The organism is Allobosea sp. Tri-44, assembly GCF_004123845.1.
GTDB lineage: Bacteria > Pseudomonadota > Alphaproteobacteria > Rhizobiales > Beijerinckiaceae > Allobosea.
Window position 1 is genome coordinate 153,298 of sequence record NZ_NBDP01000019.1, and the last position, 24,807, is coordinate 178,104.

At 65.3% G+C, this 24,807-nt stretch carries 22 protein-coding genes; 1 reads left to right on the forward strand and 21 read right to left on the reverse strand.

All coding sequences use genetic code 11. From position 1 onward, the window contains the following. Positions 1 to 3: 3 nt before the first annotated feature. The 12 genes from arfA to B6S44_RS13105 form a co-directional block, all read right to left on the reverse strand. Entirely contained in the window at positions 4 to 1,539 is a 1,536-nt protein-coding gene (gene arfA, locus B6S44_RS13050) for an arabinosylfuranosidase ArfA (RefSeq protein ID WP_129157327.1), read from the reverse strand. Beyond that, the gene (locus B6S44_RS13055; RefSeq protein ID WP_129157328.1) at positions 1,536 to 2,381 is read right to left on the reverse strand and encodes an ABC transporter ATP-binding protein; all 846 of its coding nucleotides are present in this window, start codon (positions 2,379 to 2,381) and stop codon (positions 1,536 to 1,538) included. The genes arfA and B6S44_RS13055 overlap by 4 nt, the downstream gene beginning before the upstream one ends. Then, positions 2,378 to 3,388 (reverse strand): ABC transporter ATP-binding protein, encoded by a 1,011-nt coding sequence (locus B6S44_RS13060; RefSeq protein WP_129157329.1) that lies wholly within the window; start codon positions 3,386 to 3,388, stop codon positions 2,378 to 2,380. Before B6S44_RS13060 ends, B6S44_RS13055 begins: the two co-directional genes overlap by 4 nt. Further along, the gene (locus B6S44_RS13065) at positions 3,385 to 4,248 is read right to left on the reverse strand and encodes an ABC transporter permease (RefSeq protein ID WP_129157330.1); all 864 of its coding nucleotides are present in this window, start codon (positions 4,246 to 4,248) and stop codon (positions 3,385 to 3,387) included. The genes B6S44_RS13060 and B6S44_RS13065 overlap by 4 nt, the downstream gene beginning before the upstream one ends. After that, entirely contained in the window at positions 4,248 to 5,252 is a 1,005-nt protein-coding gene (locus tag B6S44_RS13070) for an ABC transporter permease (RefSeq protein ID WP_129157331.1), read from the reverse strand. The genes B6S44_RS13065 and B6S44_RS13070 overlap by 1 nt, the downstream gene beginning before the upstream one ends. A 106-nt stretch (positions 5,253 to 5,358) precedes the next feature. Further along, complete coding sequence (locus B6S44_RS13075; protein WP_465246110.1) at positions 5,359 to 7,260, reverse strand: ABC transporter substrate-binding protein; 1,902 nt, start codon at positions 7,258 to 7,260, stop codon at positions 5,359 to 5,361. A 185-nt stretch (positions 7,261 to 7,445) separates the two neighbouring features. Further along, positions 7,446 to 8,501 carry a LacI family DNA-binding transcriptional regulator gene (locus tag B6S44_RS13080; protein ID WP_465246113.1) on the reverse strand — a complete coding sequence of 352 codons (1,056 nt, stop codon included), beginning with the start codon at positions 8,499 to 8,501 and terminating at the stop codon, positions 7,446 to 7,448. Beyond that, positions 8,498 to 9,139: a ThuA domain-containing protein gene (locus B6S44_RS13085; protein WP_129157333.1), complete on the reverse strand. Its 642-nt coding sequence runs from the start codon at positions 9,137 to 9,139 to the stop codon at positions 8,498 to 8,500. Before B6S44_RS13085 ends, B6S44_RS13080 begins: the two co-directional genes overlap by 4 nt. A 17-nt stretch (positions 9,140 to 9,156) precedes the next feature. Then, positions 9,157 to 10,254 (reverse strand): Gfo/Idh/MocA family protein, encoded by a 1,098-nt coding sequence (locus B6S44_RS13090; protein ID WP_129157334.1) that lies wholly within the window; start codon positions 10,252 to 10,254, stop codon positions 9,157 to 9,159. A 38-nt stretch (positions 10,255 to 10,292) separates the two neighbouring features. After that, positions 10,293 to 11,141, reverse strand: coding sequence for a carbohydrate ABC transporter permease (locus tag B6S44_RS13095; protein WP_129157335.1), 849 nt, complete (start codon positions 11,139 to 11,141; stop codon positions 10,293 to 10,295). Then, positions 11,134 to 12,069 carry a carbohydrate ABC transporter permease gene (locus B6S44_RS13100; protein ID WP_129157336.1) on the reverse strand — a complete coding sequence of 312 codons (936 nt, stop codon included), beginning with the start codon at positions 12,067 to 12,069 and terminating at the stop codon, positions 11,134 to 11,136. The genes B6S44_RS13095 and B6S44_RS13100 overlap by 8 nt, the downstream gene beginning before the upstream one ends. A 36-nt stretch (positions 12,070 to 12,105) precedes the next feature. Beyond that, positions 12,106 to 13,365 (reverse strand): extracellular solute-binding protein, encoded by a 1,260-nt coding sequence (locus B6S44_RS13105; RefSeq protein WP_129157337.1) that lies wholly within the window; start codon positions 13,363 to 13,365, stop codon positions 12,106 to 12,108. A 147-nt stretch (positions 13,366 to 13,512) separates the two neighbouring features. Here B6S44_RS13105 and B6S44_RS13110 point away from each other — a divergent pair, with 147 nt between their 5' ends. Next, on the forward strand, positions 13,513 to 14,271 hold the full coding sequence (locus B6S44_RS13110) for an SDR family NAD(P)-dependent oxidoreductase (RefSeq protein ID WP_129157675.1): 759 nt from the start codon (positions 13,513 to 13,515) through the stop codon (positions 14,269 to 14,271). Between the two features lie 133 nt (positions 14,272 to 14,404). On the opposite strand, the gene B6S44_RS13115 is transcribed toward B6S44_RS13110, so the two are convergent. The 9 genes from B6S44_RS13115 to B6S44_RS13155 all read right to left on the reverse strand — a co-directional run bounded on the left by B6S44_RS13115 (position 14,405) and on the right by B6S44_RS13155 (position 24,795). Continuing rightward, positions 14,405 to 15,046 carry an alpha/beta hydrolase family protein gene (locus B6S44_RS13115; RefSeq protein WP_129157338.1) on the reverse strand — a complete coding sequence of 214 codons (642 nt, stop codon included), beginning with the start codon at positions 15,044 to 15,046 and terminating at the stop codon, positions 14,405 to 14,407. Positions 15,047 to 15,119: 73 nt separating this feature from the next. Continuing rightward, a complete protein-coding gene (locus B6S44_RS13120; RefSeq protein ID WP_129157339.1) occupies positions 15,120 to 16,115 on the reverse strand; it encodes an ABC transporter ATP-binding protein in 996 nt (331 codons plus the stop codon). Beyond that, positions 16,112 to 17,161 carry an ABC transporter ATP-binding protein gene (locus tag B6S44_RS13125; protein WP_206735149.1) on the reverse strand — a complete coding sequence of 350 codons (1,050 nt, stop codon included), beginning with the start codon at positions 17,159 to 17,161 and terminating at the stop codon, positions 16,112 to 16,114. The genes B6S44_RS13120 and B6S44_RS13125 overlap by 4 nt, the downstream gene beginning before the upstream one ends. Positions 17,162 to 17,166: 5 nt before the next feature. Next, on the reverse strand, positions 17,167 to 18,060 hold the full coding sequence (locus B6S44_RS13130; protein WP_129157340.1) for an ABC transporter permease: 894 nt from the start codon (positions 18,058 to 18,060) through the stop codon (positions 17,167 to 17,169). Between the two features lies 1 nt (position 18,061). Then, a complete protein-coding gene (locus B6S44_RS13135; RefSeq protein WP_129157341.1) occupies positions 18,062 to 19,015 on the reverse strand; it encodes an ABC transporter permease in 954 nt (317 codons plus the stop codon). 127 nt (positions 19,016 to 19,142) lie between these two features. After that, the gene (locus tag B6S44_RS13140) at positions 19,143 to 20,741 is read right to left on the reverse strand and encodes an ABC transporter substrate-binding protein (protein WP_129157342.1); all 1,599 of its coding nucleotides are present in this window, start codon (positions 20,739 to 20,741) and stop codon (positions 19,143 to 19,145) included. A gap of 207 nt (positions 20,742 to 20,948) precedes the next feature. Further along, positions 20,949 to 22,601: an ABC transporter substrate-binding protein gene (locus B6S44_RS13145; RefSeq protein ID WP_129157343.1), complete on the reverse strand. Its 1,653-nt coding sequence runs from the start codon at positions 22,599 to 22,601 to the stop codon at positions 20,949 to 20,951. A 327-nt stretch (positions 22,602 to 22,928) separates the two neighbouring features. Beyond that, positions 22,929 to 23,870, reverse strand: a complete 942-nt coding sequence (locus tag B6S44_RS13150) for an ABC transporter permease (RefSeq protein ID WP_129157344.1) — start codon at positions 23,868 to 23,870, stop codon at positions 22,929 to 22,931. Beyond that, positions 23,836 to 24,795: an ABC transporter permease gene (locus B6S44_RS13155; protein WP_129157345.1), complete on the reverse strand. Its 960-nt coding sequence runs from the start codon at positions 24,793 to 24,795 to the stop codon at positions 23,836 to 23,838. Before B6S44_RS13155 ends, B6S44_RS13150 begins: the two co-directional genes overlap by 35 nt. Between the last annotated feature and the right edge of the window lie 12 nt (positions 24,796 to 24,807).

Sequence of the window (24,807 nt, forward strand, 5' to 3'; positions counted from 1 at the left end):
CTGTCAGCTCTCGAGCCTGATCACATTCCACGAGGCCGGCTGCAATTCCAAAGTGATCCTGTCCGACTTCGTGGATACCCCCTTGAGCGTCGCCGGTTTGACCTTGAGCGGCTCCTTCTTGCTGTTGACTGCCTTCAGATCGCTGTGGCGCAGCTCCGTCGCTTCCGTGACCTTGAGCTTGCCGAAACCCCGTGCATCGATCGCGACGTCGATGCTCTGTTCCAGGTCGCGGTTCAGCAGGAAGAGCGAGACGCCCTTGTCGTCGCTCACCACCGATGCTTTCAGATAGGGCGCGTCGATCGGATAGAAGAGGTCCTGCTTGCCGCGCGGGTCGAAGTAGTTGGCCTGGTAGTTCTCGGATTTGACGATGGCCTTGAGCACAGTGCCGCGCCCGAGACGGCTCATCTGCGCGAAGGGCCAGAAGATCGTCTGACGCCAGGCCGGGCCGCCGGTTTCGGTCATGATCGGCGCGATGACGTTGACGAGTTGCGCCAGGCAGGCGGCCTTGACCCGGTCAGCATGGTTGAGGAGCGAGATGCAGGCGCCGCCGAAGACCAGGGCGTCCTCCATGGAATAGATCTCCTCGAGAATGGGCGGGGCCACCGGCCAGCCCTCCTTGACGCGATCGGCCCGGACGCGGCGTGTGCGGTACCAGACGTTCCATTCGTCGAAGCTCAGCATGATGCGCTTGTCCGAGCGCCGCCGTGCCGCGACCGCGTCCGAGATCGCGACTACCTCCTCGATGAAGTTGTCCATCAGGTCAGGACTGGCCAGGAACGCCTTGGTGTCGCCGGCATAGTTGTTGAAGTAGGTGTGCAGTGAGATGAACTCGACCTGGTCGAAGGTGTGCTCCAACACCTCGTCCTCCCAGCGGCCATAGGTCGGCATGTTGCGACCCGACGAGCCGCAGGCGGCGAGTTCGATCGACGGGTCGATCCAGCGCATCATCTTCGCCGCTTCATGTGCGACACGGCCATATTCGGTCGCCGTCTTGTGCTCCATCTGCCAGGGGCCGTCGACCTCGTTGCCGAGGCACCAGAACTTCACGTTGTGCGGCTTCTTCCAGCCGTGCTTGATGCGAAGATCCGACCAGGCGGTCCCGCCGGGATGGTTGCAGTACTCGACGAGATTGCGGGCAGCGTCGCCGTCGCGCGTGCCGAGATTGACCGCGAGCATGGGCTCGATCTTCGCCGCCCGGCACCAGTCCACGAATTCGTTGGTGCCGAAGCTGTTCGGCTCGGTGGTGAACCAGGCGAGATCGAGCCGGGCGGGCCGGTCCTTGATCGGGCCGACGCCGTCCTCCCAATTATAGCCCGAGACGAAGTTGCCACCGGGATAGCGCATGATCGTCGGCCCGAGCTCCTTGACGAGGTCGAGCACGTCCTTGCGGAAGCCGCGTTTGTCGGCGGTGGGATGACCGGGCTCGTAGATGCCGCCGTACACGCAGCGGCCGAGATGCTCGATGAAGGCGCCGAACAACCGGGGATCGGTCTCGCCGATGGCGAAGGCGCGGTCGAAGGTGATGCTGGCTTGTCTCATGAGCTGGCTCCGGGTGTTGCAATGGCTTTCGCGGAATGGGTGACACGGAAGGCTCCCGCGCTGTCGGGCGTGAGCACGGCGTCGCGGAGCTGGCGGGAATAGGGATGGGTGGGGGTGGAGAGCACGGCGCGGGCCGGTCCTTCCTCGACCACGACGCCCTTCTGCATGATGACCAGTCGGTCGCTGATGTAGTAGGCGGTGGCGAGGTCGTGGGTGATGTAGACGATCGACAGGCCGAGATCGTCGCGCAGCCGGCCGAACAGGTTGACGATCGACATGCGCAGCGAGGCGTCGACCATCGAGACCGGCTCGTCGGCGACGATCAGCCGGGGCTTGGCGACGAGCGCGCGGGCGATCGCGACGCGCTGGAGCTGGCCGCCGGACAGTTCGTGCGGGAAGCGCCCCGCGATCTCGGCCAGGGACAGCCCGACCTGCCTGAGCGCCTCGTCCGTCTGCGTCTCGGCGGCTTGCCGGCCGGAAGCGCCGCCGAAGCGCTCCGCCGTCATGAACAGATAGCGGTCGAGCTGCTTCAGCGGGTTGAACGCCTCGAACGGGTTCTGGAAGATCGGCTGCACCTCGGCCATGAAGGCTTGGCGCTCATAGGCTGCGACATCGCGCCCTGCGAGCCTGATCTGGCCGGAACTCGGCGCATGGATGCCGAGGATCATGCGGGCCAGCGTCGATTTTCCCGAGCCGGACTCGCCTATCACGGTGAATATCTCGGGCTTGTCGACCTGCAGCGCGAAGCTGACCTCCTTCACGGCGTCGATGCGCTGCGTCGACAGCAGCCCCCCGCGCGAGAAGCTCTTGCTGATCCTGTCGAGTTCGAGCAGCGCACTCATGCCGCGATCCCCGGATTGACCGCATGGCAGGCGACGCGATGGCCAGGCATGGTCGCGATCATCGCCGGCACGGTCGTCGCGCAGACGGGCATGGCGAGCGGACAGCGCGGGTGGAAGCGGCAGCCCGGTGGTGGGGCAGCGAGGCTGGGCGGGGTGCCCTCGAGCCCCTCGCGCTGCTTGATGTCGCCGATGCGCGGCAGGCTCGCGATCAGATGCCGCGTATAGGGGTGCAGCGGCTCAGCGAATATCTCGGCCGTCTCGCCATCCTCGACCAGCCGCCCCGCATACATGATGCCGAGCCGGTCGGTCAGCGCCGCATGCACGCCCATATCGTGCGTGATGAACAGCATGCTCGAACCCATCTCGCGCTGGATCGTACGGATCATCCCCAGCACGTCTTTCTGCACGACGACGTCGAGCGCTGTCGTGGGCTCGTCGGCGATGATGAACTCCGGCTTGCAGATCGTCGCGAGCGCGATTGTGACCCGCTGGCGCATGCCGCCGGAGAGCTCGTGCGGATAGGCGGCGAGCACGGAAGGGTCGAGCTTGACGCGCTCGAGATGCGCCGCCGCCCTGGCGTCGAACTCGGCCTTGCCGCCGCCGAGATGGCGCCAGGCGAAATCGCGGAAGCTGTATCTGATCCGCCTGAGCGGATTCAGCACGTTCATCGAGCCCTGCATGATGTAGGACAGGTGCCGCCAGCGGATACGACGCACGACCTCCTGCGGGGCCCGGCCGATCGCATCCCATTCCGGCAGGAAAGAGAAGCGGGCCGACCCGCCAACCATTTCGAGCGGCGGCTTCAGCAGCCCTGCGATCGTCTTGACCAGCGTCGTCTTGCCGGAGCTGGATTCGCCGGCGAGCCCGTAGATCTCGTTGCGGCGAACATCGAAGCTGACGCCATCGACCGCCCTAACCTCGCGATTGACGCCGAAATAGCGGGTGCGGAAATGCGCCTGGAGGTCGCGGACCTCCAGCACCGGCGCCTGATCGGCCGCGCCGCTCATCGGCTGCCCCCCATCCTGGCCAGGCGGCTGCGCGGGTCGATGTATTCGTTCATCGAGACCGCGAGCAGAAAAAGGCCAACGAAGGTCATCACCACCAGCCCGACCGGGAAGGCGATCCACCACCAGATGCCGGCGACCAGCGCTGTGTGCTGGTTCGCCCAGTAGATCATGCCGCCGATGGTCGGGGTGTTGATGTCCGTGAAACCGAGAACAGCGAGGGTGACCTCGATGCCGATCGACCAGTTCATGTTGTTCATCGTGGTCGAGAACACGATCGGCATCACATAGGGCAGATGCTCGCGCGCCAGGATCTCGTGCGTCTTCATGCCCGAGAAGATGCTCGTCTGGGTGAATTCGCGGGTTTTCAGGCTGAGCGCGACCGAGCGGATCAGGCGGGCGTCATAGGCCCAGCCGAGGCAGGCCATGATGGTGGCGAGCAGCGGCGTCGACATCGTGTCGCGCAGCACGAAGTAGAACAGGATCAGGATCGGGAAGAGCGGGATGATGATGAAGGTGTCGTTGATCGACATCAGCACCCGGTCGATCCAGCCGCCGCTGTAGCCGGCGAGCAGCCCGACCACGAGGGCGATGACCCGCGACAGTAGCGCCACCATGATGCCGAAGCTCAGCGTGTTGCGGATCGCGAAGGTCAGGTGCCAGAACACGTCCTGTCCGCGCGAGGTCGTGCCGAGCCAGTGCACGGACGAGGGCGGCAGATCGGGCGGCACGAGATAGACCTCGCCCGGCGGATAGGGCGCGACGAAGGACAGCGCCGCCATCACCAGCACGACCGACACGAGCACGAGGCCGATCCGGAATTCGATGTTGTAGCGGAGGAGGTCGCGCAGGATGGTCAGCATCAACGCAGCTCCACACGCGGATCGATCAGCGGATAAAGCAGGTCGATGATGAGCACGCCGATGGAAACGGCGATGATCGAGACGGTCGTGACGCCAAGAACGAGCCCGTAATCCCCGGCATAGACCGCGTCGACGAGGAGCGTGCCGACCCCGGGGTAGCCGAAGACCTTCTCGGTGATCACGGCGCCGTTGAAGATGCCGCCGAGCGACATGGCGAGCCCGGTCACCTGCGGCGCCAGCGCATTGCGCATGACGTAGGAGCCGAGCACCCGGCGACTGTCGAGCCCGGCGATCTCGGCATAGACGACATAGTCCTCGGTCACGATGTTCGAGACCAGCGAGCGCATGCCGAGGAACCAGCTGCCGAGACCTATCAGGATCAGCGAGAGCGCCGGCAGGATCGAATGCCGGGCGACACTCGAGATGAAAGGCCAGTTCCAGCCCTGCTGCAGGTTCATCGCCGACCCGCCGGTGATCGGCAGCACCGGCCAGAGGAAGCCGAAGATGATGAGCAGGAGCAGCGCGACGATGTAGTAGGGGATCGGATGCACCCCCATTGCCACCACGCCCATCAGCTTCAGCGTGCGGTTGCGCTGATAGTAGCCGGCGAGCCCGCCGAGCAGGTTGCCGAGCACCCAGGTGATCAGCGTCGAGACGATCAGTAGGCCCGCCGTCCACGGCAGGGCCCGGGCGATCAGGGTCGAGACCGGGGTCGGAAAAGCGGAGAGCGAGGGACCGAAATCGCCGCGCAGCACCCGGCTCCAGAACGTGACGTATTGCTCGGCCAGCGTTCCCTTCAGGCCATAGAGCTCCTGAAGCGAGGCCCGCATCGCCGCGATCGCATCGGGCGAGGTGCTGCCGAAGGAGGTCACGGCCGAGATCGACTGCTCGACCGGGTCGATCGGGGAGGCATGGGTGATCACGAAGGCCAGGTTGACGCCGATGAAGACGACCACGACGAACTGGACCAAGCGTTTCGCGAGATAGGCGATGTAGGCGTTCATGCGATCCCGAAAGCTCCACCTGGCCGGCGGCGAAGGGCCGCGCGCCGGCTGGCGATTGTCCTGGGAAGGAGGTGGGGCCGCCCCTCGAGGCGCGGCCCCTGTCGGATCACTTGGTCGGCTTCAGCCGCACGAACATGTAGCGGGAGTTACCCCAATTCGTGACCGGGTTGGCATAAGGGTCGTCGGAGGTCGGGTAGCCGGTCCAGTAGGTCTGATCCATCGCGGTGAAGACGTTGTAGGCCATCAACGGGATGATCGGCATTTCGCGCGTCATCAGCTTGACGTAGTCGCGCCCGAGCTCGACACCTTTGGGATCGTCGAAGCCGATCCTGCGGATGTCCTCGATGATCTTGTCGAGTTCGGGATGCGTCCAGCGCTGCCAGTTGCGCAAGGGCTGCGGCTGGCCGGGCTGGGCGACGAACTGCGAGTGCCAGCTGTCCATGAAGTAGGACAGATCCTGGTGCCCGCCCCAGGTTTCGACGCTCCAGCCGATGAAGCTGTCGAAGTCGCCGGCCGCGCGCCGCGTCAGCAGCGTGCCCTGAGCGACGTCGATGCGCGCGTCGATGCCGGCCTGCTTCCATTGCTGTACGATCATCGTGCCGGCACGCGTCATGACCGGTCGCAGATCGCCCTCGACCATGAGCCTGACCACGAACGGTTTGCCATCGGGCGTCAGCCACTGGTTGCCCTGCTTGCGGAAACCGGCTCGCGTCAGCAATTCACCGGCGGCAGCGACATTGGTCTTCCACCAGCCGAGGCCGAAGGATTTGCCTATCACCGTCGGATCGGCGGGGATCTGGTCGCCCATGGACGGACGCAGCATGTCGGCGATCTGCTTTCCGACCGTCGGGTCGTAAGGCTTGATCTTGCTTGTACCGGTGTCGATCTCGAAATCCTTGAGCCAGGCCTCCATCGGCTTGTGGTAGGCCTCCGGATGGATGCCGGTCGGCGGCACGGCGATCGCCGAGATGGTCGCGGCGCCGCGATAGGCCGCCATCGACACCGCCTTGACGTCGATCATCAGCGCCAGCGCCCAGCGCACGTCTCGGTTCTTGAGGTTCTCGTTCTGGGTGTTGAAGATGACCGCCGGCAGGGTCGGGTCCGGATGGCCATAGGGAAAGCCCTTGAACCAGGCGCGCGTGCCCTTGTCCTGCTTTGCCAGCGTGAACATGCCCTCGGGCGCGATGTCATGGATCACGTCGAGCTCATGGTTGAGCTGGGCGATGACGCGCTTGTCGGGTGGGCCGGGATCGACATAGGCGAGGTATTTCGGCCCGGGTTTGCCGAGGCTGCCGAGCGAGGTGCGCTGCCAGTCCTCACGCAGCTGCCAGATGTACCACTTTCCGTCGGGGTCGAAGGATTGCAGCGTATAGGCACCGAGCGTGACCGGCTTGTTGAAGTCGAACTTCAGGGGATCCTCGACCTTGTCGAAGACGTGCTTCGGCAGGATCCAGATCGCGCCCCAGCGCACCGTGAAATTGGTGTGGAAGCGGGAATTCGGCTTCTTCAGCTTGAAGATCACCGTTTCCGCATCGGGCGCCTCGACGGAGGCGACGTTGTTCGCCAGCACCGCGGAGAAGCGCATGTTCGCGTTCTTGACCTGGATGTCGACGGTGGCTTTGACGTCGGCGGAGCTGAACTCCACGCCGTCGCTCCAGAAGAGGCCGCGCCGGAGCTTGACCTGCATCTCGGTGAAGTCGGCATTGTAGACCGGCTTGTCGGTGGCGAGCGAATTATACCAGGGGCCGTCGAGGCCTTTCTCGGGGTCGATGTACCAGAGGGTGTCGAGTGCAGCCTGCTGCAGCCCGTTCGACTGGCTGCCGGCGTTGATCGCCCAGATGTTGAACCAGCCGGCGTTCTTGATCGTCCCTTCTGGATTTTCGAGGATCAGGAGCTCATTGCGGGGAATATTCTGTGGAATGCCCTGTGCCGCGGCCGGCGCGGACGAGAGCGGCATTGTCGCGGCCAAGAGCGCAGCGGCAAGCAGCCAGGCGCGTAAACGCGTCATCGTCACCTCCCTGAACGGGGCGTTTCTCGCCCTTCATGATCGGGAGCTTAGGCGTCGCCCAAAATCGGGGCAACGACGGATGTGATCCATATCAGAAGGTTAGATATGAAGTGCTTATCGCACTGATTTTTATTGCTTTTTCTTGATGCCCTGTTTCGGCAAACGGGTATTCCAAAGCCTGTTGATCAGGGGAGATTGTCCCGCAGGAAAATATCGATGCCGATGCGCTCCTGATCCGGAAACAGCGGATCACCGGAGCAATAGGCGAGGAGCACGCGTGCGGCCGAACGCGCCTCGTGCCCGGGGTTCTGGCTGATGATCGCGTCGACCTCGCCGCGCACCAGGAAGCGACGGGTGTGTGCGGTGAGTTCATGGGCGATCCAGACGATGGCGCTGCTGCGGCCCGCTTCGTCCAGCGCTGCGGCGATACCGCGATTGCCGGCGCCGACATTGTAGATTCCGATGAGGTCGGGCTTCTCGCGCAGTAGCGATACGGTGGCGCGGTAAGTGAGCTCGTTGTCGTCCTGGCCCTCGACCGCTGGGAACACGGTGAGTTGCGGATACTCGACCGTCAGAACCTGATTGAAGCCGAATTGGCGCTCGGCATGGTCGCGCAGTGCCAACGATCCGGCAATCACGCCGACAGCCCCGGACCTGCCGTGTAGGAAACGCCCCATCAGCGTCGCGGCCGTGCGCCCGGCGGCGGGATTGTCGATGCCAACATAGTGCAGGCGCCTGGCGCTCGGCACGTCCGACACAAGTGTGACGACCGGAACGCCGCGTTCGGCCAGATCGTCGATGGCGGCGCGCACCCGCGGGTGGTCCAGTGCGATGGTGGCGACGCCGGCATAGCCGGGAAGGACCGTCTCCAGCGCCTTTGCCAGCGCGTCCGGCTCGAACACGTCGACATGCTGCACGTCTATGACGGCGCGCTGGCTGGCGAGCCAGTCGGCGGTACGGGCGACCTGCTCGGCGAGCAGGGTCATGAAGCTGTTGGCCCCGGACGGCAGAATGAACAGGAAGCGGAAGCTCTGGTTTCGGGCGAGGCGGGCCGCCGCCGGGTCCGGCCGATAGCCTAGCCGCGAGACGGCGGCCTCGACCCGCGCTATCGTCTTGTCGCGAACGCCGTCGCGGCGGTTGACGACCCGGTCGACGGTTGCGACCGAGACGCCGGCGGCGCGTGCGACATCCTCGAGCGTCGCCCTGCCGCCCCCCGCTGCTGTGCCCGTATCCGCCATCAGCGCGCCGCCCAGAGCATCCCGCGCGTCAGCATCGTCCTGATTTCCGGCACGTCGAGTTCATAGGCGCGGTGGCCGAGCGAGCAATAGAACACGCGCCCGTCGCCATATCGCTTCTTCCAGGTGACAGGCATCACCGTGCCCTCGATCCATGGCGAGTGCTCGCCACCGAAGGTCGTGGTCGCGAGCACTTCGATGGCCGGGTCGACATGCATGTAGTACTGCTCCGATCGGTGTTCGAAACTGTCGATCCCGGCCATGATCGGGTCGTCAGGCCGGGTGATGTCGACCTTGTAGTCGATGATGTTGCCGGGGTGGGCAACCCATTGCCCGCCGCACATGAACTGGTAGTCCACAGACTCCCGGAAAGCATCGCACATGCCACCGTGATGGCCAGCGAGGCCGACCCCGCCGCGCACGGCCGCGCAGAGCGCCAGCGCATCCTCCTTCTCGATCTTCGACATGGTGTAGATCGGCACGATCAGGGAGAGATCGCGGATCGCCGGATCGGAGAAAACCGAGGTCGAGGTCTCGATCCGGACATCGAAGCCCTCCGCCCTGAGCCAGCCCCGCATCATCGAGGCGCACAGGTCGGGGTCATGCCCAGCCCAGCCGCCCCATACGATCATCGCCTTGCGCATCGTCGCTATTCCCTCGCTCAATCGATCTGCCCGACATCGCGTCCAGCGGGCAGCGCCGCCGGCCTCTCGACGCGGCTTTCGATGGTTATCCTGCGCCCCTCGTCCGCCGATTTCTGGAACGCCTCCATCACCTCCAGCACATGGAAGGCGAGCGCGCCGCTGGCGCGGTGGGGGCGATCGGCGAGGATCGCGGCCGCCATGTCGGCGACGCCGATCGAGCGAAATTCGCCGTCGGCATGGCCATGCGTGAGTGCGACCGCCTCCCAGGCGCCGCGGGGCTTCGCCAACTTGACCTCGCCGCCGAACTTGTTGGGGTCCGGCACCAGAAGACTGGCCTTGTCGCCATAGATCTCGATCGGCGCATGAGCGTGCTGGGGCACGTCGAAGCTCATCGTGATCGAGACGATAGCGCCGTTCTCGAACTCGACCGTGCCCGCGACATGGGTCGAAACCTCGACCGGGATCAGCGCGCCATTCATGGGCTGGCTGGTGACGAGCCGCTCCAGGTAGGGCCGCGCGGTCGAGCCCATCACGCTGGCGACCGGTCCGAGCAATTGCACGAGATCGGTGAGGTAATAGGGGCCCATGTCGAGCATCGGGCCGCCGCCGCGCAGATAGTAGAAGCCGGGCGCCGGGTGCCAGCTTTCATGGCCCGGGCAGCCGAAGAAGGCACTGCCGCCGACCGGCTTGCCGATCGCCCCGTCGTCGATCAGCTTTCGCGCCGTCTGGTGGCCGCCGCCGAGGAAGGTGTCGGGCGCACAACCGACGCGCAGGTTCTTCTGGGCCGCCAGATCCATGACCTTGCGAGCTTCCTGCGTGTTGATGCCGAGCGGTTTTTCGGAATGGACATGCTTGCCGGCATTGAGCACCGCCAGGCTGACATCGGTATGGGCCAGCGGCACGGTCAGATTGACGACGATCTCGACATCGTCGCGCTTCAGGAGTTCCCCGACGCGCAGGCCCGGCACGCCGAACTCGGCGCCGCGCTTTTCGGCTGCGGCGCTGCGCATATCGGCCACGGCCTTCAACTCCAGCATCGGGAAGCGGCGCATCGCCTCGAGATATTTCGTGCTGATGTTGCCGCAGCCGACGACACCGATTCCGACCTTCCGCATTCCCGTTCTCCAGTTTCGACTTGAGCAGCGCCCGCGGCCTAGCCCTTGACCGCGCCGGCGGTGAGCCCGGCGACGATGTGCTTTTGCGCGAGGGTGAAGAGCAGGAAGGTCGGCAGGATCGTCAGCGTGATGAACGCCAGGATCAGGTGCCATTCCGCCGAGAATTCGCCTTGATAGATCATGATGCCGAGCGGCCACGGGTACATGGAATCCGAGTTCAGCATCACCAGCGGCAGCAGGTAGCTGTTCCAGCTATGCACGAAGGTGATCGTGCCCACAGTGGCGAGGATCGGCCGCGACAAGGGCAGCGTCACATGGCGGAAGAAATCGATGTAACTGCAGCCGTCGACCAGCGCCGCCTCGAGCAGTTCGTGCGGCAGATCCCTGAAGAAGCGGCGCAGGAGCAGGATGCTCATGGCGAGGCTGAAGGCGACCTGCGGCAGCGCGACGCCGAGATAGCTGTCGAGCAGGCCGAGATCGCGCACCTTGATGAACAGCGGCAGGATTGCGGTCGCGGCCGGGAACAGCAGCCCCATGGTCAGATAGCTCAGCAGCATCGAACTGCCGAAGAAGTGGATATGGGCGAAGACGAAAGCTGCCATCGAGGCGACGATCAGCGTCAGCACGACCGTCAGGGCCGCGATCACCAGCGAGTTCCAGAGGAGCTGCCAGTAGCGCTGCGAGAGCAGGATCCCGGTGTAGTTCTCCCACTCCCAGGTTTCCGGCAACCCGAACGGGTTGGTGCGCAGCTCGCCGAGCGACTTGAAGCCGCCGAGCACCGTCGCCAGCAGCGGCACGATCACCACCAGGGCAACCAAGCCGAGGAAAACAGCCTTGTAGAGCGGCACCAGATCGAGCGGCCGGCGCGGGGCGAGGGCGTCACTCATTGCGCATGAACCAGCGCTTGTAGCTGAAGGCGAAGGTGACGCAGATCACGAACAGGATGACGCCGATGGCGCTGCCATAGCCGACGCGCATGCGCGAGACGCCGTGATTGTAGAGAAAGCTCACCATGGTGTTGGAGGAATCCGCCGGCCCCCCGCGCGTCAGCGGCATCACCAGGTCGAAGAGCTGCAGCGAGCCGACGACGGCGAAGAAAATCGAGAGCTTGATTGTCGGATAGAGCAGCGGGATCACGACATGGCGCAGCACCTGCCAGCGCGAGGCGCCGTCGATGCGGGCCGCCTCGACCAGGTTGCGGTCCATGCCCTGCAGGGCCGCGATGAACAGCATCATGTGGAAGCCGAAATACTTCCATACGACGACGATCAGGATCGCCAGCATCGAGGTCTGCGTGCTGGCGAGGAGGTGCGGCGCCTCGGCTCCGAAGGCACGGTAGATCGAGGCGAGCAGCCCGTAATTCCCGTCATAGATGAAGCTGAAGATCAGGCCGGTCGCGATCTCGGCGAGCACATAGGGCAGGAAGAACAGCATCCGGAGTGCCACCGCGCCGCGAAATCGTTCTGCCAGGATCAGCGCCAGCGCCATCGCCAGCGGCAGCTGGATCGTCAAGGACACGACGATGATCAAGAGGTTGTTCTTGAACGCCGTGCCGAAGCCGCGCGAATCGAAGACGAAGCGGTAATTGTCGAGCCCGATCCAGCGCGTCGGCTTGCCGAAGCCGTTCCAGTTGAAGCCGGAATACCAGGCGGCTTCGCCGATCGGCAGCACGACGAACAGCGTGAACAGCATCAGCGCCGGCGGCAGGAACAGCAGGAGCGTGGCGAGGCGCGTATCGATCGTGCTGCGCCTGGCCCTGGCCACAGGCGCGTGCGCCTCCTGCCGCATCGCGATTGCGTCGCTGCGTTGGCTCATCCGTCGATCCCGGTTCCGGCCTTGCTGCCCGTCGCTTCAGTTGCCCTGCTTGAAGGCGTCCTGGATCGCCTTGGCGGCCTGTTTGGGCGTCATCGAGCCGCCGGCAATCTCGGCGACCGCGTCGTTCACCACCCGGCCGACCGAGGGGCCGAGATCCTGATCGTAGAAGTTCTGATGGTAATTCGAAGCGGCGATGTTCTTCGCGACGTTCTGCATGAAGACGGCGCCGAGCGCCGCTTCCGATCCTTTGAAGGTCGGGATGATGAAGTTGTTCTTGGCGAGTTCGCGCTGGACCTCGTCAGAGATGAAGAACTTGACGAATTCGAGCGCCTGCTTCGGAGAGCCCTTGGTAAACAGCCAGCCATTGACCCCGCCGAGCGTGTCCGAGGGCTGGCCCTTGGCACCGGCCGGCATCGGGAAGTTGACCCAGCCGAGCTTGTCCTCGGGAATGCCCTTCTTGTCGGCGGCGAGCGCGCGCTGCGTCGCCGAATGATGCGAGATGGCGAGATTCATCGCCGCCTTGCCGTCGGCGAAGAAGCCGAGCGCCTGCGGGTTCTTGAAGCCGAGGAAGCCGGTCTGGAACGGCTCGAGGTCGACGAGCTGCTTCATCAGCTCGCCGGCTTTCTGGAACGTCTCGCCCTCGAAACCGCCGTTCTGGCCCTTGAACGCGGCCTCGAAAGCCGGCTTGCCGCCGAGGCGCACGGCGAGGTGCGTCCAGTAGAAGTGCAGCGGCCACTTGTCCTGTCCGCCGACCGAGATCGGCGTGATGCCGGCCGCCTTCAGCTTCTTCACCGCGTCGAGAAACTCGTCCCAGGTCTTGATCGTGCCGCCGTCGACGCCGGCCTTGGCGAACAGGTCCCGGTTGTACATGAACCCGACCTGCGAAACATTGTGCGGCAGGCCGTAGATCTTGCCGTCGATCGTGAAGGCCTCGACCGCGCCGGCGGAAAGATTGTCCTTGTAGCCGGCGACGGCGGCGGTGATGTCCTCGAGCACTCCGGCCTCGACCTGCGCCTTGAGCACGCCGCCGGCCCAGGAATAGAGGATATGCGGCCGGTCTTTCGACTGCAGGATGGTCGGCAGCTTGGCCTTGTAGGCCTCGTTCTCGAGGAATTGCATCTCGACCTTGACGCCGGGATTCTTCGCCTCGAAGCGGCGAACGACCTCGTCCCAGATCTTCACCTGGGCCGGATTCTGCTCGAGATGGAGCCATTTGACTGTCGTCTGGGCCGCGGCGGCGCCTGCGGCGAGGGTCGAAACGGCGGCGGCGAATGCAAGCGTCCTCAGGAAACTCATCTCTCGTCCTCCCAATCTCGAATTTTTATCGAGTTGAGGGTAGCGTAGCTCAAAATCTGAGGTGCGCAACTCAAAATCTGAGTTATATGTTTGGCGGCGAGCGTCACGTCGGAGCGCGGCGTCGTTTTGGCCTCTCTGGAGTCGATCATGGCTGCCATCTATTCCGACCTTGCCGGAAAGGTCGTTCTGGTCACTGGCGGCGCGTCGGGGATCGGGGCGGCGATTTCACGCCATTTCGCCCGCCAGGGCTCCACCGTGATCCTGTTCGATCTACTGCGCGATACCGGCGAGGCGCTGGCACAGGAGCTGACCAAGGCTGGCCTCTCGGCCCATTTTCAGCATGTCGACCTGACAGACATCCCGGCATTGCGAGCCGGGATCGAGCACGCGTGCTCTACCCACGGCCGGATCGATGTCCTCGTCAGCAATGCCGCACATGACGAGCGCCATCAGACCGAGACGGTGACCCCCGAGTATTGGGATCAGCGGATCGCGGTCAATCTGAAGCACCAGTTCTTTGCGGCGCAGGCGGTGCTGCCCGGCATGAGGGCCGCCAAGGCCGGTGTCATCATCAATTTCGGCTCCACGTCATGGTTGGCTGGCCAAGGGGGCATGGCGGCCTACACCGCCAGCAAATCGGGCGTGATCGGCTTGACGCGGTCGTTGGCGCGCGATTACGGCGCCGACAACATCCGCGTCAACGCGATCGCGCCCGGCTGGATCATGACGGAACGGCAGATCGAGAAATGGCTAACGCCCGAGGGCGAAGAGGAACTGATGCGGCGGCAATGCCTGAAGCGCCGTCTGGACCCCGACGAGGTCGCGCGCTTTACCGTTTTCCTGGCGTCGGACGAGGCTTCGGCCTGCACGGCTCAGCATTACATCGTCGATGGCGGATGGGTTTAGCCTGCCGTGCTGCAGTCCCATCAATCCCAGAAACAAGGGTGACCTGCCCGCGGCCGTCAATCTTTGCTGAGGTCTTGAGCCGTTCGCTTCGGGCGAACGTAGGCAAGTGATGCACAGCTGCTTCAATTTGCCGTCAGCCGACCTCGCCCGTCACGCGCTCAGCCCAGCTCGAAATTCCCTCAGCCATGGTCCTGAGATGGTCGGCCGTCGAAAAGCCGGAGATGCTTTTTCGGGGCTTCAAATCGTGATCGCCGTCCTCGAGCCATAAAAGCTCGATGAGCGGTGAAAGCTTGTAGGTTGCTACGTCATCCCGGGTGCCGAACTCGTCCCGTGTCCCCTGCACAATGAGGGTTGGCGTCTTCAGGTCGGCAAGATGCTGTGTTCGCGGCTGCTCTGGTTTGGCAGGCGGATGGAAGGGATAGCCGAGGCATAGAAGACCACGGATCCGACCAGCAGCGAGGAGTTCGTCGGCTACCATGCTCGCAACGCGGCCGCCCATCGACTTGCCGCCGATGATGAGGGGTCCCCTGGTGTCGAGCGCATCAATGGCGGCGAGGTATTCCGGATTCAGCTTTTCGGCGCGTGGCGGCGGCACGCGGCTCGCGCCCGTCCGCCTGCCCGCCATATAGCCGAATTCGAACCGTGCGACGCGAAAGCCGGTTTCGCCCAGAGCCTTGGCGGCCGCGGTCATGGACGGCGAGTCCATTGGGGCTCCGGCTCCGTGAGCCAGCAGGATGGTCATTCTGGCCTGGTCGGGACCGTCAAAAAGAAACATCGCGCCTTCCTGTGCTCGGGCCACGGATGAGCATACGCGAGCTTGACCTCGAGGGCGTGCGGAGTTTCCGATGTCAGGCCGGAGCGAGCGCGGCTTCCGCCCGGGTGCAACGCACGATCCGGCCTTCGCCCAGCACGATCGCCGGCGGCAAGCCCATGCGGCAGCGGTCCTCGACATGCTTGCAGCGCGGCGCGAAGGAGCAGGAGGATGGCGGCTCGTTCAGCGCCGGCGGCGCGCCGGGGATGGCCTCGAGCCGCTCGCCCTTTTTGGCGCCGTGCAGGTTCGCCGCGAGCAACCCCTTCGTGTAGGGATGCTGCGGATCGCTGATCAGCTCGCGCACGGTGCCGGTCTCGACGATCTGGCCGGCATACATCACCGCCAGCCGATCCGAGACCTCGACGGCGACGCCGATGTCGTGGGTGACGAAGATCACGCCCATGCCGAGATCGCGCTGGAGCTGGCGCAGCAGCAGCAGGATCTGGATCTGCACGGTGGCGTCGAGCGCGGTCGTCGGCTCGTCGGCGAGCAGGAGCTTGGGCCGCGCCGCCAGCGCCAGCGCGATCATGGCGCGCTGGCGCATGCCGCCCGACATTTCGTGCGGATAGGCCTTCAGCCGCCGCTCCGGCGACGGGATGCGCACGAGCTGGAGCAGTTCGAGCGCGCGCTGCATCGCAGCCTTCCGGCTGGTCTTCTCGTGCCGCACGATCGCCTCGGCGATCTGCTCGCCGACGGTGTAGACCGGATCGAGCGCCAGCATCGGGTCCTGGAAGATCATCGAGGTGACGCGGCCGCGATAATCGGCGAGCTCCTGCGGCCCGAGCGCCAGCACGTCCCGGCCGTCGACCATGACCGTGCCGCCGATATCGGTGCGGCTCTCGGGCAGCAGCCTGAGCAGCGTCTTCAGCGTCACGCTCTTGCCGGAGCCGGACTCGCCGAGGATGCCGAGCACCTTGCCATGCTCCAGCGCCAGCGAGACGCCGTTGACGGCATGAACATTCTGCGCGCCGCGGAAGCGCACGGTGACGTTCTCCATCGCGACGAGCGGCGGGCTGGTCGATGCCGGATTCATGCGGCGTCCTCCAGGCCCAGTGCCCGGCTATGGCCCGAGCCGGCGATTTCCATATGGCAGGCGGCGAGCCGCGCTCCGGCACCGGTCCGGGTCAGCGCCGGCTTGACCTTGGCGCAGACGGTCTGCGCCTGCGGGCAGCGCGGGTGGAAGCGGCAGCCCTCGGGCGGGTTGATCGGGTTCGGCGGATCGCCGGCGAGCGGGGCTTCCATCGTCCGGTTGTCCGGATCCATCGACGGCATCGCCGAGAGTAGCGCCCGCGTATAGGGATGGCGCGGATCGTCATAGAGCTCGTCGACCGGGCCGATCTCCACGACCTCGCCGAGATACATCACCATGACGCGGTCGCTGATGAAGCGGACGACGTTGAGGTCGTGCGAGATGAAGATGTAGGTCAGCCCGAATTCCTCGCGCAGGTCCATCAGCAGGTTGAGCACCTGCGCCTCGACCGATTTGTCGAGCGCCGAGACAGCTTCGTCGAGGATCACCAGCCGCGGGCCGAGCGCGAGCGCGCGGGCGATATTGACGCGCTGGCGCTGTCCGCCCGAAAGCTCGTGCGGATAGCGCGCCGCGAAACGGGCCGGATCGAGCCCGACGCGGGCAAGCAGGTCGCGGGCGCGCAGGATCGCCCCGGATTTCGGGACACCGTGCACGGTGGGACCGAAGGCGATCGAATCCTCGATGGTCAGCCGCGGATTGAGCGAAGCATAGCTGTCCTGGAAAACCATCTGCGCCTGGCGGCGGTATTCCTTCAGCGACAGCGCCGCGCTGCCGACCGCCTCGCCGTCGAACAGCATCTCGCCCTTGTCCTGCAGGATGAGCTGCATGACGACGCGCGCCGTCGTCGACTTGCCGCAGCCGGATTCGCCGACGACGCCGAGCGTCTCGCCCTTCAGCACCTGGAAGTCGACGCCATCGACGGCGCGCACCACCGCGCCGCGCCCGAGCGGGAAATGCTTGGTCAGCGTGCGCGCCTCGAGCAGCGGCGTGCCGGCCCCGCCGCGGTCGCGCTCATGAGTCGGCATTTCCTGCGAGGTTTCAAGCGACATGCCGGTCAGCCCTTCACATCCATGGCCGAGCGCAGCCCGTCCGAGAGCAGGTTGAACGAGATCGAGGTGATGAAGATCGCAACGCCGGGCAGCGCCGCGACCCAGGGCTGGACATAGATCGCGGTGCGCAGCGTGTTCAGCATCAGCCCCCATTCCGGCGTCGGCGGCTTGGTGCCGAGGCCGAGGAAGGACAGGCCAGAGGCCAGGATCATCGAGACCGAGATCAGGCTGGTGGCGTAAACGAAGATCGGCCCCAGCACATTGCCGAGGACATGGACGCGGATGATCGTGCCCGGCCCCGCGCCGCTGGCCCGCGCGGCCTCGACATAGTCCATCGAGCGCACCTGCGTCGTCACGCTCTCGGCGATGCGCGCGATCGGCGGGATGAAGACGATGGTGAGCGACAGCAGCGAGTTGAAGACGCCGGCGCCGAGCGCGCCCGACAGGGCGATCGCCAGCAGCACCGAGGGGAAGGCGTAGAAGATGTCGACCGTGCGCATCGTGATGGTGTTGTACTTGCCGCCGAAGAAGCCGGCCGAGACGCCGATCACCGAGCCGACGGCAAAGGCGATGAACACCGGCACCACGCCCATGAACAGCGACAGCCGGGCGCCGTGGATCAGGCGCGAGAGCATGTCGCGGCCGAGCTCGTCGGCGCCGAGCGGATAGCCGGGCGTGCCGATCGGCCGCAGGCGCCGGAGCATCGAGGAACGGGTCGGATCGGCCGGGGCGATATAGTCGGCGAAGACCGCCATCAGGATGATCGCCAGCACGACGAGGCCGGCGCCGACCGCGACCTTGTCGCGCTTGAAGCGTTTGAAGACGCCGGCCCAGTAGCCCGGCGAGCGCAGCGGCTGCGTGATCGCAACCGGGACCGCATCGGTGGTGACCGCGCTCATCTCAGCGCCTCCGGACACGGGGATCGAGCAACCCCTGGACGATGTCGACCAGCACGTTGAGCCCGACGAAGAACATCGCCAGCACCAGGATCGTGCCTTGCAGCAAGGGCAGGTCGCGCTGGAAGATGGCGTTGCCGAGCAGGAAGCCGGTACCCGGCCACGAGAACACCGTCTCGATCAGGATCGAGCCGCCAAGCAGATAGCCGAGCTGCAGGCCCATCACGGCGAGCGCGGTCGGCGCCGCGTTCTTGACGACATGCCTGAACACGCCGAAATCCATCAGCCCCTTGGCGCGTAGCGCCGGGACGAATTCCTGGTTCAAAATGTCGGCGACGAGGGCGCGCACGGTGCGCGAGATGATGCCCATCGGGATCACCGACATGGTGACCGCCGGCAGGATCATGTGGCTGACATGCTCCCAATCCCATTTCCAGGCGGCCGAGCCGCCGGGCCCGGCGCCACCCGGCGGCAGCCAGCCGAGCTGCACCGAGAAGACGATGACCAGCACCATGCCGAGCCAATAATGCGGCACGCTGACGCCGAGCACCGCCAGCATCGAGGCGAACTTGTCGAGGAAGGAGCCGCGGAAATAGCCGGCGACGAAGCCGAAGAAGCAGCCGAGCACGAAGCCGATCACGGTGGCGAGGCAGGCGATCAGCAAGGTGTTGCCGACGGCGCGCCAGACCTCGGCGGCGACCGGCCGCCCGGTCGCGATCGAGGTCCCGAGATCGCCCTGCACCGCCTTCCACAGCCAGAGCCCGAACTGCACCGGCAGCGGCCGGTCGAAACCGTAGATCTTGCGCAGCTCATCCTGCATCTGCTGCGACGCGTCGGGCGGCAGCACCGAGGTCAGCGGGTCGCCCGGCGCGATATGGACGAGCAGGAAGCAGAACACGCTGACGCCGAGCGCGACCGGGAGCACATAGAGGATGCGCTTGGCGAGATAGATCAGCATTGCGGTACCCTGACGCGCTCCACGTCATGCTCGGGCTTGACCCGAGCATCTCCTGAAAGAGATTCTCGGGTCTGCGCTGCGCTTCGCCCGAGAATGACGGCGGTTTCGGGCGCAGCCATGCCAGCCCTCACTTGTCCATCGAGATCGGCGAGAAGTCCTGGAACCAGTTCTGCGCCTGGACGAAGCCCTTGACCTTGGGCGAGAGCGCCCGCGGGTTGACGTCGTGCGTCACCATCAGGAAGAGCGCGTCGTCGACGTATTTCTCATGCGTCTTCTGCAGGATCTTCAGCTGCTCGGCCGAGTCGAAGGTGGTGCGGATCTGCGTGAAGAGCGCGTCCATCTCCGGATCGCAATACAGGCCCCAATTGGTGCCCGCCGGCGGCTTCAGATCGCATTGCAGGTGCCGGATCAGCCCGGTGAAGGGGTCCTGGATGAAGTAGGTGTAGTTCATCCCCGTCGCCTTGCGCGAGGATTCATGGTTGGCGCCGGCGCGCCAGATATTGATCAGCGTGTTCCACTCGACCACTTCGAAATCGACCTTGATGCCGACCTCGGCGAGGTTCTGCTGCACGAACTCGTTCATCGGCAGCGGCTGCATCTGGCCCGAGCCCGAGGGTGCGATCAGGATGCGGGTTTGCAGCGGCTTTGCCGGTGAGTAGCCGGCCTCGGCGAGCAGCTTCTTGGCCTCGGCCTGGTCGAGCTTGAGCTTGAATTTCGGGTTGCCGAACCATTGATGACCGGGCGGATAGAAGCCCTCGGCCGGGATCATCATGCCGCCGAGCAGCTCCTTCAGCCCCTCGCGGTCGACGGCGAGATTGGCCGCCTTGCGCACGCGGATGTCGTTCCAGGGCGAGCCTTCGGCCCGCGACAGATGCCAGGTCCAGTTATGTGGGTAGGCGTTGGTGATGATCTTGAAGCCGGCGCCCTTCAACGAGGGGATCAGGTCCGGTGACGGTGCCTCGATCCAGTCGACCTGTCCGCCCCGCAGCGCCGCGGCGCGGGCGTTGGCCTCCGGCAGCGGCAGCAGCACGAGCTTGTCGAGCTTCGGCACGCGCGCCTTGTCCCAGTAATCCTTGAACGGCGAGAGCTCGGCCCGCTCGCGCGGCTGGAAGGCGGTGAGCTGCCAGGGCCCGGTGCCGGACGGAGTCTTGGCGAAGGCCTCCCAGCTCTTGCCGAGCTTCTCCCATTGCGCCGGCGACGACATCATCACCCAGGCGAGCTGGTAAGGCAGCGTCGCGTCGGGCGCCTTCGTGGTGATCTCGACCTTGTATTTGTCGATCACCTTGTAGCCGGCGACGGCCGGAATGCGCGAGCGGCCTTGCGCCGCCTGACGCTGGTCGAACTGGGCCGCCTCGGTCTTGAGCAGCTTGTCGAGGTTCCAGACCACGGCCTCGGCGGTGAATTCCGAACCGTCATGGAACTTCACGCCCTCGCGCAGGACAAACGTCCATTTCGTCTTGTCGGCAGCGTCGACCGCCCAGCTGGTGGCAAGGCCTGGCATCAGGTCGGAAGCCTTGTCGGCCTTGCTCAAGTCCCAGTTGATCAGCGCGTCATAGACCGTATAGCCCATGAAGCGCATGCCCTCGCCGCCCTGGTCGGTCTGGCCGGTGGTCAGCGGGATGTCTGACGCCGTCATGCCGATGCGCAAGATGCCCTGGGCAAAAACCTGCTGCGAAAACAGCGCGACGCTGGCGGCGAGCGACAAAGCGAGAGCGGAGCGGATCATCGGCGACCTTTGATCTGGACGTGTTCTGAAATCGGCTGAGCAAGCGCCGTGCCATATGGTTGAGGGCGCCGGAGCCGCGCCGTCATGCTCGCCCTCGTGGCGAGCATCCACGTCTTGAACGCCGCCCTTGAGCAGGACGGACGTGGATGGTCGGGACGAGCCCGACCATGACGACAATGGCTCGGTTCGGCGCGGAGACCGCTGTCGTCACTCCATCGACATCGGCGCGAGGTCGATGAACCAGCTCTTCGGCTGGACCACGCCCTTGACCTTGGCCGAGAGCGCGCGCGGCCCGACATCATGCGCCACCCAGACGAAGGGTGCCTCCTCGACGATGCGCGCATGGAGCTTGGCCAGCGCCGCGTCGCGGGCGGTGCCGTCGAAGGAGGTGCGGGCGTCGGCGATCAGCTTGTCGAACTCGTCATTGCCGAAATAGCCCCAGTTGTTGGAGACCGGCGGGAAGGTCTTGGTCGAGACGAAGCGGACCATGGCGAAGAACGGGTCCATCGCCGCATAGGTAACGTTGGTCGCGTTCGCGCCGCGGGCATTGGCGTGCTTGGCGCCCTCGCGCCAGTTGGTGAAGACCGCGTTCCATTCGCCGACCTCGAGCGCGACGTCGAAATAGCAGTCCTTCAGCGCCTGCTGCATGAACTCGTTCATCGGCAGCGGCTGCATCTGGCCCGAGCCCGAGGCCGAGGTCAGCACCTTGACCTTCGCCGGCTTGGACGCCGAGAAGCCGGCTTCGCTCATCAGCTTCTTGGCGGCGTCGAGGTCGTATTTGATTTCGAACTTGGGATTGCCCCACCAGGGATGGCCGGGCGGCACCGTGCCCTTCGGCACCTCCATCAGCCCGCCGAGCAGGGTCTTCAGCTCCTCGCGGTTGACGCAGAGATTGGCGGCGTGGCGCACCTTCTTGTCGAGCCAGACCGAGCCTTCGGCGAAGGAGAGTTGCCAGGGCCAGACATGCGGCTGGGCGTTGGTGTAGACGGAAAAGCCCCGGCTCTTGATCTGCGGCACGGCGTCGGGCGCCGGCGATTCGATCCAGTCGACCTGGCCGGAGAGCAGTGCGGCGGTGCGGGCATTCGCCTCCGGCAGCGGCAAAAGCACGACGCGGTCGATCTTCGGCACCCGCTTGGGGTCCCAGTAACTCTTGTTGGCGACCATCTCGAAGCGCTCGCGCGGCGAGAGCTTGACGCCCTTGAACGGCCCCGTGCCGGAGGGATCGCCGGCGAAAGCGGCCCAGGCCTGCTTGGCGCGCTCGGCCGGTTCGGTGACCGAGGCCGGCACCGCCGCCAGCTTGGCGGCCCAATGCGCCGGCGACGCCATGAACAGGTTGGTCAGGTTGATCGGCAGGAAGGCGTCCGGCTCGGAGGTCGTCAGCTCGACCGTCAACGGATCGACGGCCTTGGCCGCCCTGAGGGTCGGCATGCGCGAGACGGTGACGCCGATCTGGTCGGGCGCGAACTGAACTGCCTCTTTATTGAGCACCTTGTCGACATTCCAGACGACGGCGGCGGCATCGAAGGCCGAGCCATCCTGGAATTTCACGCCGGGCCGCAGCTTGAACACCCATTTCGTCTTGTCGGCGGCGTCGACCGCCCATTCGGTGGCCAGCCCGGGAATGACCACGCTCGCCTTCTCGGCGGAGGACAGATCCCAGTTCGTCAGCCCGTCATACATCGGGATGCCGGTGAAGCGATTGCCCTCGAAGCCTTGGTCGGGCTGGCCATGGGTGCGCGGGATATCCGCGGCCGTCATGCCGATGCGCAGTACTTTCTCCTGTGCGAGAGAGGCGCCCGCGAGCGTGGTTGAGAAGGCGAGCGCCAGCATGACGGCGCGCGTGATGGATTTGGACGACATGACGGTGCTCCCCTCGAGGCCCGGCGTTGGTTCGCGCGGATCGATGGGGAGCTAGCAACGGGCGTGCCATTACGCCCGACTGGCCGCCACAAGCGAAGCGAGAGGCGTTAGCCGCAGCTGTTCACTCATTATTTTCGATTCCGGCCACGGGCACCTCATGCGGCTGGCGGCCAAGCCGCCCACGCCCGGTCCCATTTGGGTATTCGACCTTCCAGAACCCCTTTTCATCGATGCGCGGCAAGTGCTGCCGGTCTCAAGGCAGATTCCGACGCAGCAGAGCTGTGCAATGCCGGGCCGTGGGCCCGGCATAATCGCTGTCCCGCCCCTTCAGATCACGCGACGCGGGTCGAGCGCATCGCGCAGGCCGTCGCCGATGAAGTTGATCGACAGCACGGTCAGGAAGATCGCAGCGCCCGGGAAGAGCGCCCAGTGCGGCGCGGTATCGAGATGGTCCTTGGCGTCGAAGAGCAGGCGCCCCCAGGTCGGGATATCCGGCGGGAAGCCGAGGCCGAGGAAGGACAGTGTCGATTCCGCGATGATTGCCGAGGAGACCTCGATCGTCGAGGCGACGATGACCGGGCCGACCGCGTTGGGTAGGATATGGCGCGTCATCTGGCGGAGTTTGGTGGCACCCTGGGCCTTGGCGGCCTCGACGAATTCCTTCTCGCGCAACGACAGGAACTGCGCCCGCACCAGCCGGGCGACCGGCATCCAGCGCAGGCCGCCGATGACGACGACGATCAGGATGAAGACGCCGCCCTCGACGCCGAAGACCGCCTTCAGCTGCTCGCGGAACAGGTAGATGATCAGCAGCAGGAGCGGCAGTTGCGGCAGCGACAGGAACAGGTCCGTCACCCACATCAGCGCCGGGTCGGCGAACTTGCGTGACATGCCGGCCGAGGCGCCGATCACGACGCCGACAATGGTCGCGACCACCATCGCGGCGAGGCCGACGGCGAGCGAGATGCGCCCGCCATACATCATCCGCGCCAGGATATCCTGACCGAGATCGTCGGTGCCCAGGGGGTGCGCCCAGGACGGGCCCTGCAGCTGCGCCGAGAAGTCGATGTCGTTGATCGGCACCGGCCACAGCCAGGGGCCGACGACGACGCCGAAGATCAGCATAGCGAGGATGACCGCGCTGGCCATGGCGAGTCGATGGCGGCGGAAGCGCCGCCAGGTTTCGCGGCCGGGCGAGACCGATACGCTTGCCGCGATCACGGCCGCAGCCGGATCAACGGAAGGAGATGCGAGGGTCGAGCCAGCCATAGAGCAAATCCGCAATGAGGTTGAAGAGGACGACCAGGCAGGCGAAGACGAAGGTGACGGCCATGATCACGGGCGTGTCGTTGGCGAGGATCGCATCGATCAGCAGCGAGCCGATGCCAGGAATCCGGAAGATCTGCTCGGTGACGATGGCGCCGCCGAATACCGCCGGCATCTGCAGGGCGACCAGGGTCACCACCGGGATCAGCGCATTACGGGTGATGTGCCGCAGTGTGACGGTCTTCTCGCCGAGTCCCTTGGCGCGCGCCGTGGTGACGTAATCGAGCCGGATCACGTCGAGCACGGCCGAGCGAACGTAGCGGGTATAGGACGCTGCCTGGAACAGGCCGAGCACGGTGATCGGCATGATCGCCTGGCGGAACATCTCCCAATACCAGCGCCAGCCGGTGGCGGCGAGGTCGGAGCGGTAGACGAAGGGGAACCAGTCGAGCTTGATCGAGAACAGCAGGATCAGCAGCAGGCCGGTGAAGAAGGTCGGCAGCGAGAAGCCGACGAAGGCGAGCGTGTTGGCGATCTGGTCGAAGACCGAATAAGGCCGCGTCGCCGCGTAGATCCCGACCGGCAGCGCTATGCACAGCGCCAGGATCTGCGAGGTGCCGACGACGAAGAGGGTGGTCGGCACACGCTGCAGAATGAGGTCGTCGACATTGATGCGGCTGGCGAAGGAGAAGCCCCAATCGCCCTGCGCCATCGCCGACAGCCAGCGCAGATAGCGCACCATGACCGGGTCGTTGAGGCCGAAGCTGGCGCGCAGAGCCTCGCGCACCTCGGGCGGGACGTTGGGGTTCGTCGCCATCTCCGAGAACGGATCGCCCGGGGCCAGCGCCAGGACAGTGAACAGGATCAGGCTGATGCCGAGCAGGCTCGGAATGGCGATCAGCAATCGCCGCAGAAGATAGGTCGCCATCTAGGATTCCCG

Bases quoted from the DNA above. Each gene is read 5' to 3' on its own strand.
- arfA (WP_129157327.1), bottom strand. From the start codon at position 1,539: ATGAGACAAGCCAGCATCACCTTCGACCGCGCCTTCGCCATCGGCGAG.
- B6S44_RS13055 (WP_129157328.1), bottom strand. From the start codon at position 2,381: ATGAGTGCGCTGCTCGAACTCGACAGGATCAGCAAGAGCTTCTCGCGC.
- B6S44_RS13060 (WP_129157329.1), bottom strand. From the start codon at position 3,388: ATGAGCGGCGCGGCCGATCAGGCGCCGGTGCTGGAGGTCCGCGACCTC.
- B6S44_RS13065 (WP_129157330.1), bottom strand. From the start codon at position 4,248: ATGCTGACCATCCTGCGCGACCTCCTCCGCTACAACATCGAATTCCGG.
- B6S44_RS13070 (WP_129157331.1), bottom strand. From the start codon at position 5,252: ATGAACGCCTACATCGCCTATCTCGCGAAACGCTTGGTCCAGTTCGTC.
- B6S44_RS13075 (WP_465246110.1), bottom strand. From the start codon at position 7,260: ATGACGCGTTTACGCGCCTGGCTGCTTGCCGCTGCGCTCTTGGCCGCG.
- B6S44_RS13085 (WP_129157333.1), bottom strand. From the start codon at position 9,139: ATGCGCAAGGCGATGATCGTATGGGGCGGCTGGGCTGGGCATGACCCC.
- B6S44_RS13090 (WP_129157334.1), bottom strand. From the start codon at position 10,254: ATGCGGAAGGTCGGAATCGGTGTCGTCGGCTGCGGCAACATCAGCACG.
- B6S44_RS13095 (WP_129157335.1), bottom strand. From the start codon at position 11,141: ATGAGTGACGCCCTCGCCCCGCGCCGGCCGCTCGATCTGGTGCCGCTC.
- B6S44_RS13100 (WP_129157336.1), bottom strand. From the start codon at position 12,069: ATGAGCCAACGCAGCGACGCAATCGCGATGCGGCAGGAGGCGCACGCG.
- B6S44_RS13105 (WP_129157337.1), bottom strand. From the start codon at position 13,365: ATGAGTTTCCTGAGGACGCTTGCATTCGCCGCCGCCGTTTCGACCCTC.
- B6S44_RS13110 (WP_129157675.1), top strand. From the start codon at position 13,513: ATGGCTGCCATCTATTCCGACCTTGCCGGAAAGGTCGTTCTGGTCACT.
- B6S44_RS13115 (WP_129157338.1), bottom strand. From the start codon at position 15,046: ATGTTTCTTTTTGACGGTCCCGACCAGGCCAGAATGACCATCCTGCTG.
- B6S44_RS13120 (WP_129157339.1), bottom strand. From the start codon at position 16,115: ATGAATCCGGCATCGACCAGCCCGCCGCTCGTCGCGATGGAGAACGTC.
- B6S44_RS13125 (WP_206735149.1), bottom strand. From the start codon at position 17,161: ATGTCGCTTGAAACCTCGCAGGAAATGCCGACTCATGAGCGCGACCGC.
- B6S44_RS13130 (WP_129157340.1), bottom strand. From the start codon at position 18,060: ATGAGCGCGGTCACCACCGATGCGGTCCCGGTTGCGATCACGCAGCCG.
- B6S44_RS13135 (WP_129157341.1), bottom strand. From the start codon at position 19,015: ATGCTGATCTATCTCGCCAAGCGCATCCTCTATGTGCTCCCGGTCGCG.
- B6S44_RS13140 (WP_129157342.1), bottom strand. From the start codon at position 20,741: ATGATCCGCTCCGCTCTCGCTTTGTCGCTCGCCGCCAGCGTCGCGCTG.
- B6S44_RS13145 (WP_129157343.1), bottom strand. From the start codon at position 22,601: ATGTCGTCCAAATCCATCACGCGCGCCGTCATGCTGGCGCTCGCCTTC.
- B6S44_RS13150 (WP_129157344.1), bottom strand. From the start codon at position 23,870: ATGGCTGGCTCGACCCTCGCATCTCCTTCCGTTGATCCGGCTGCGGCC.
- B6S44_RS13155 (WP_129157345.1), bottom strand. From the start codon at position 24,795: ATGGCGACCTATCTTCTGCGGCGATTGCTGATCGCCATTCCGAGCCTG.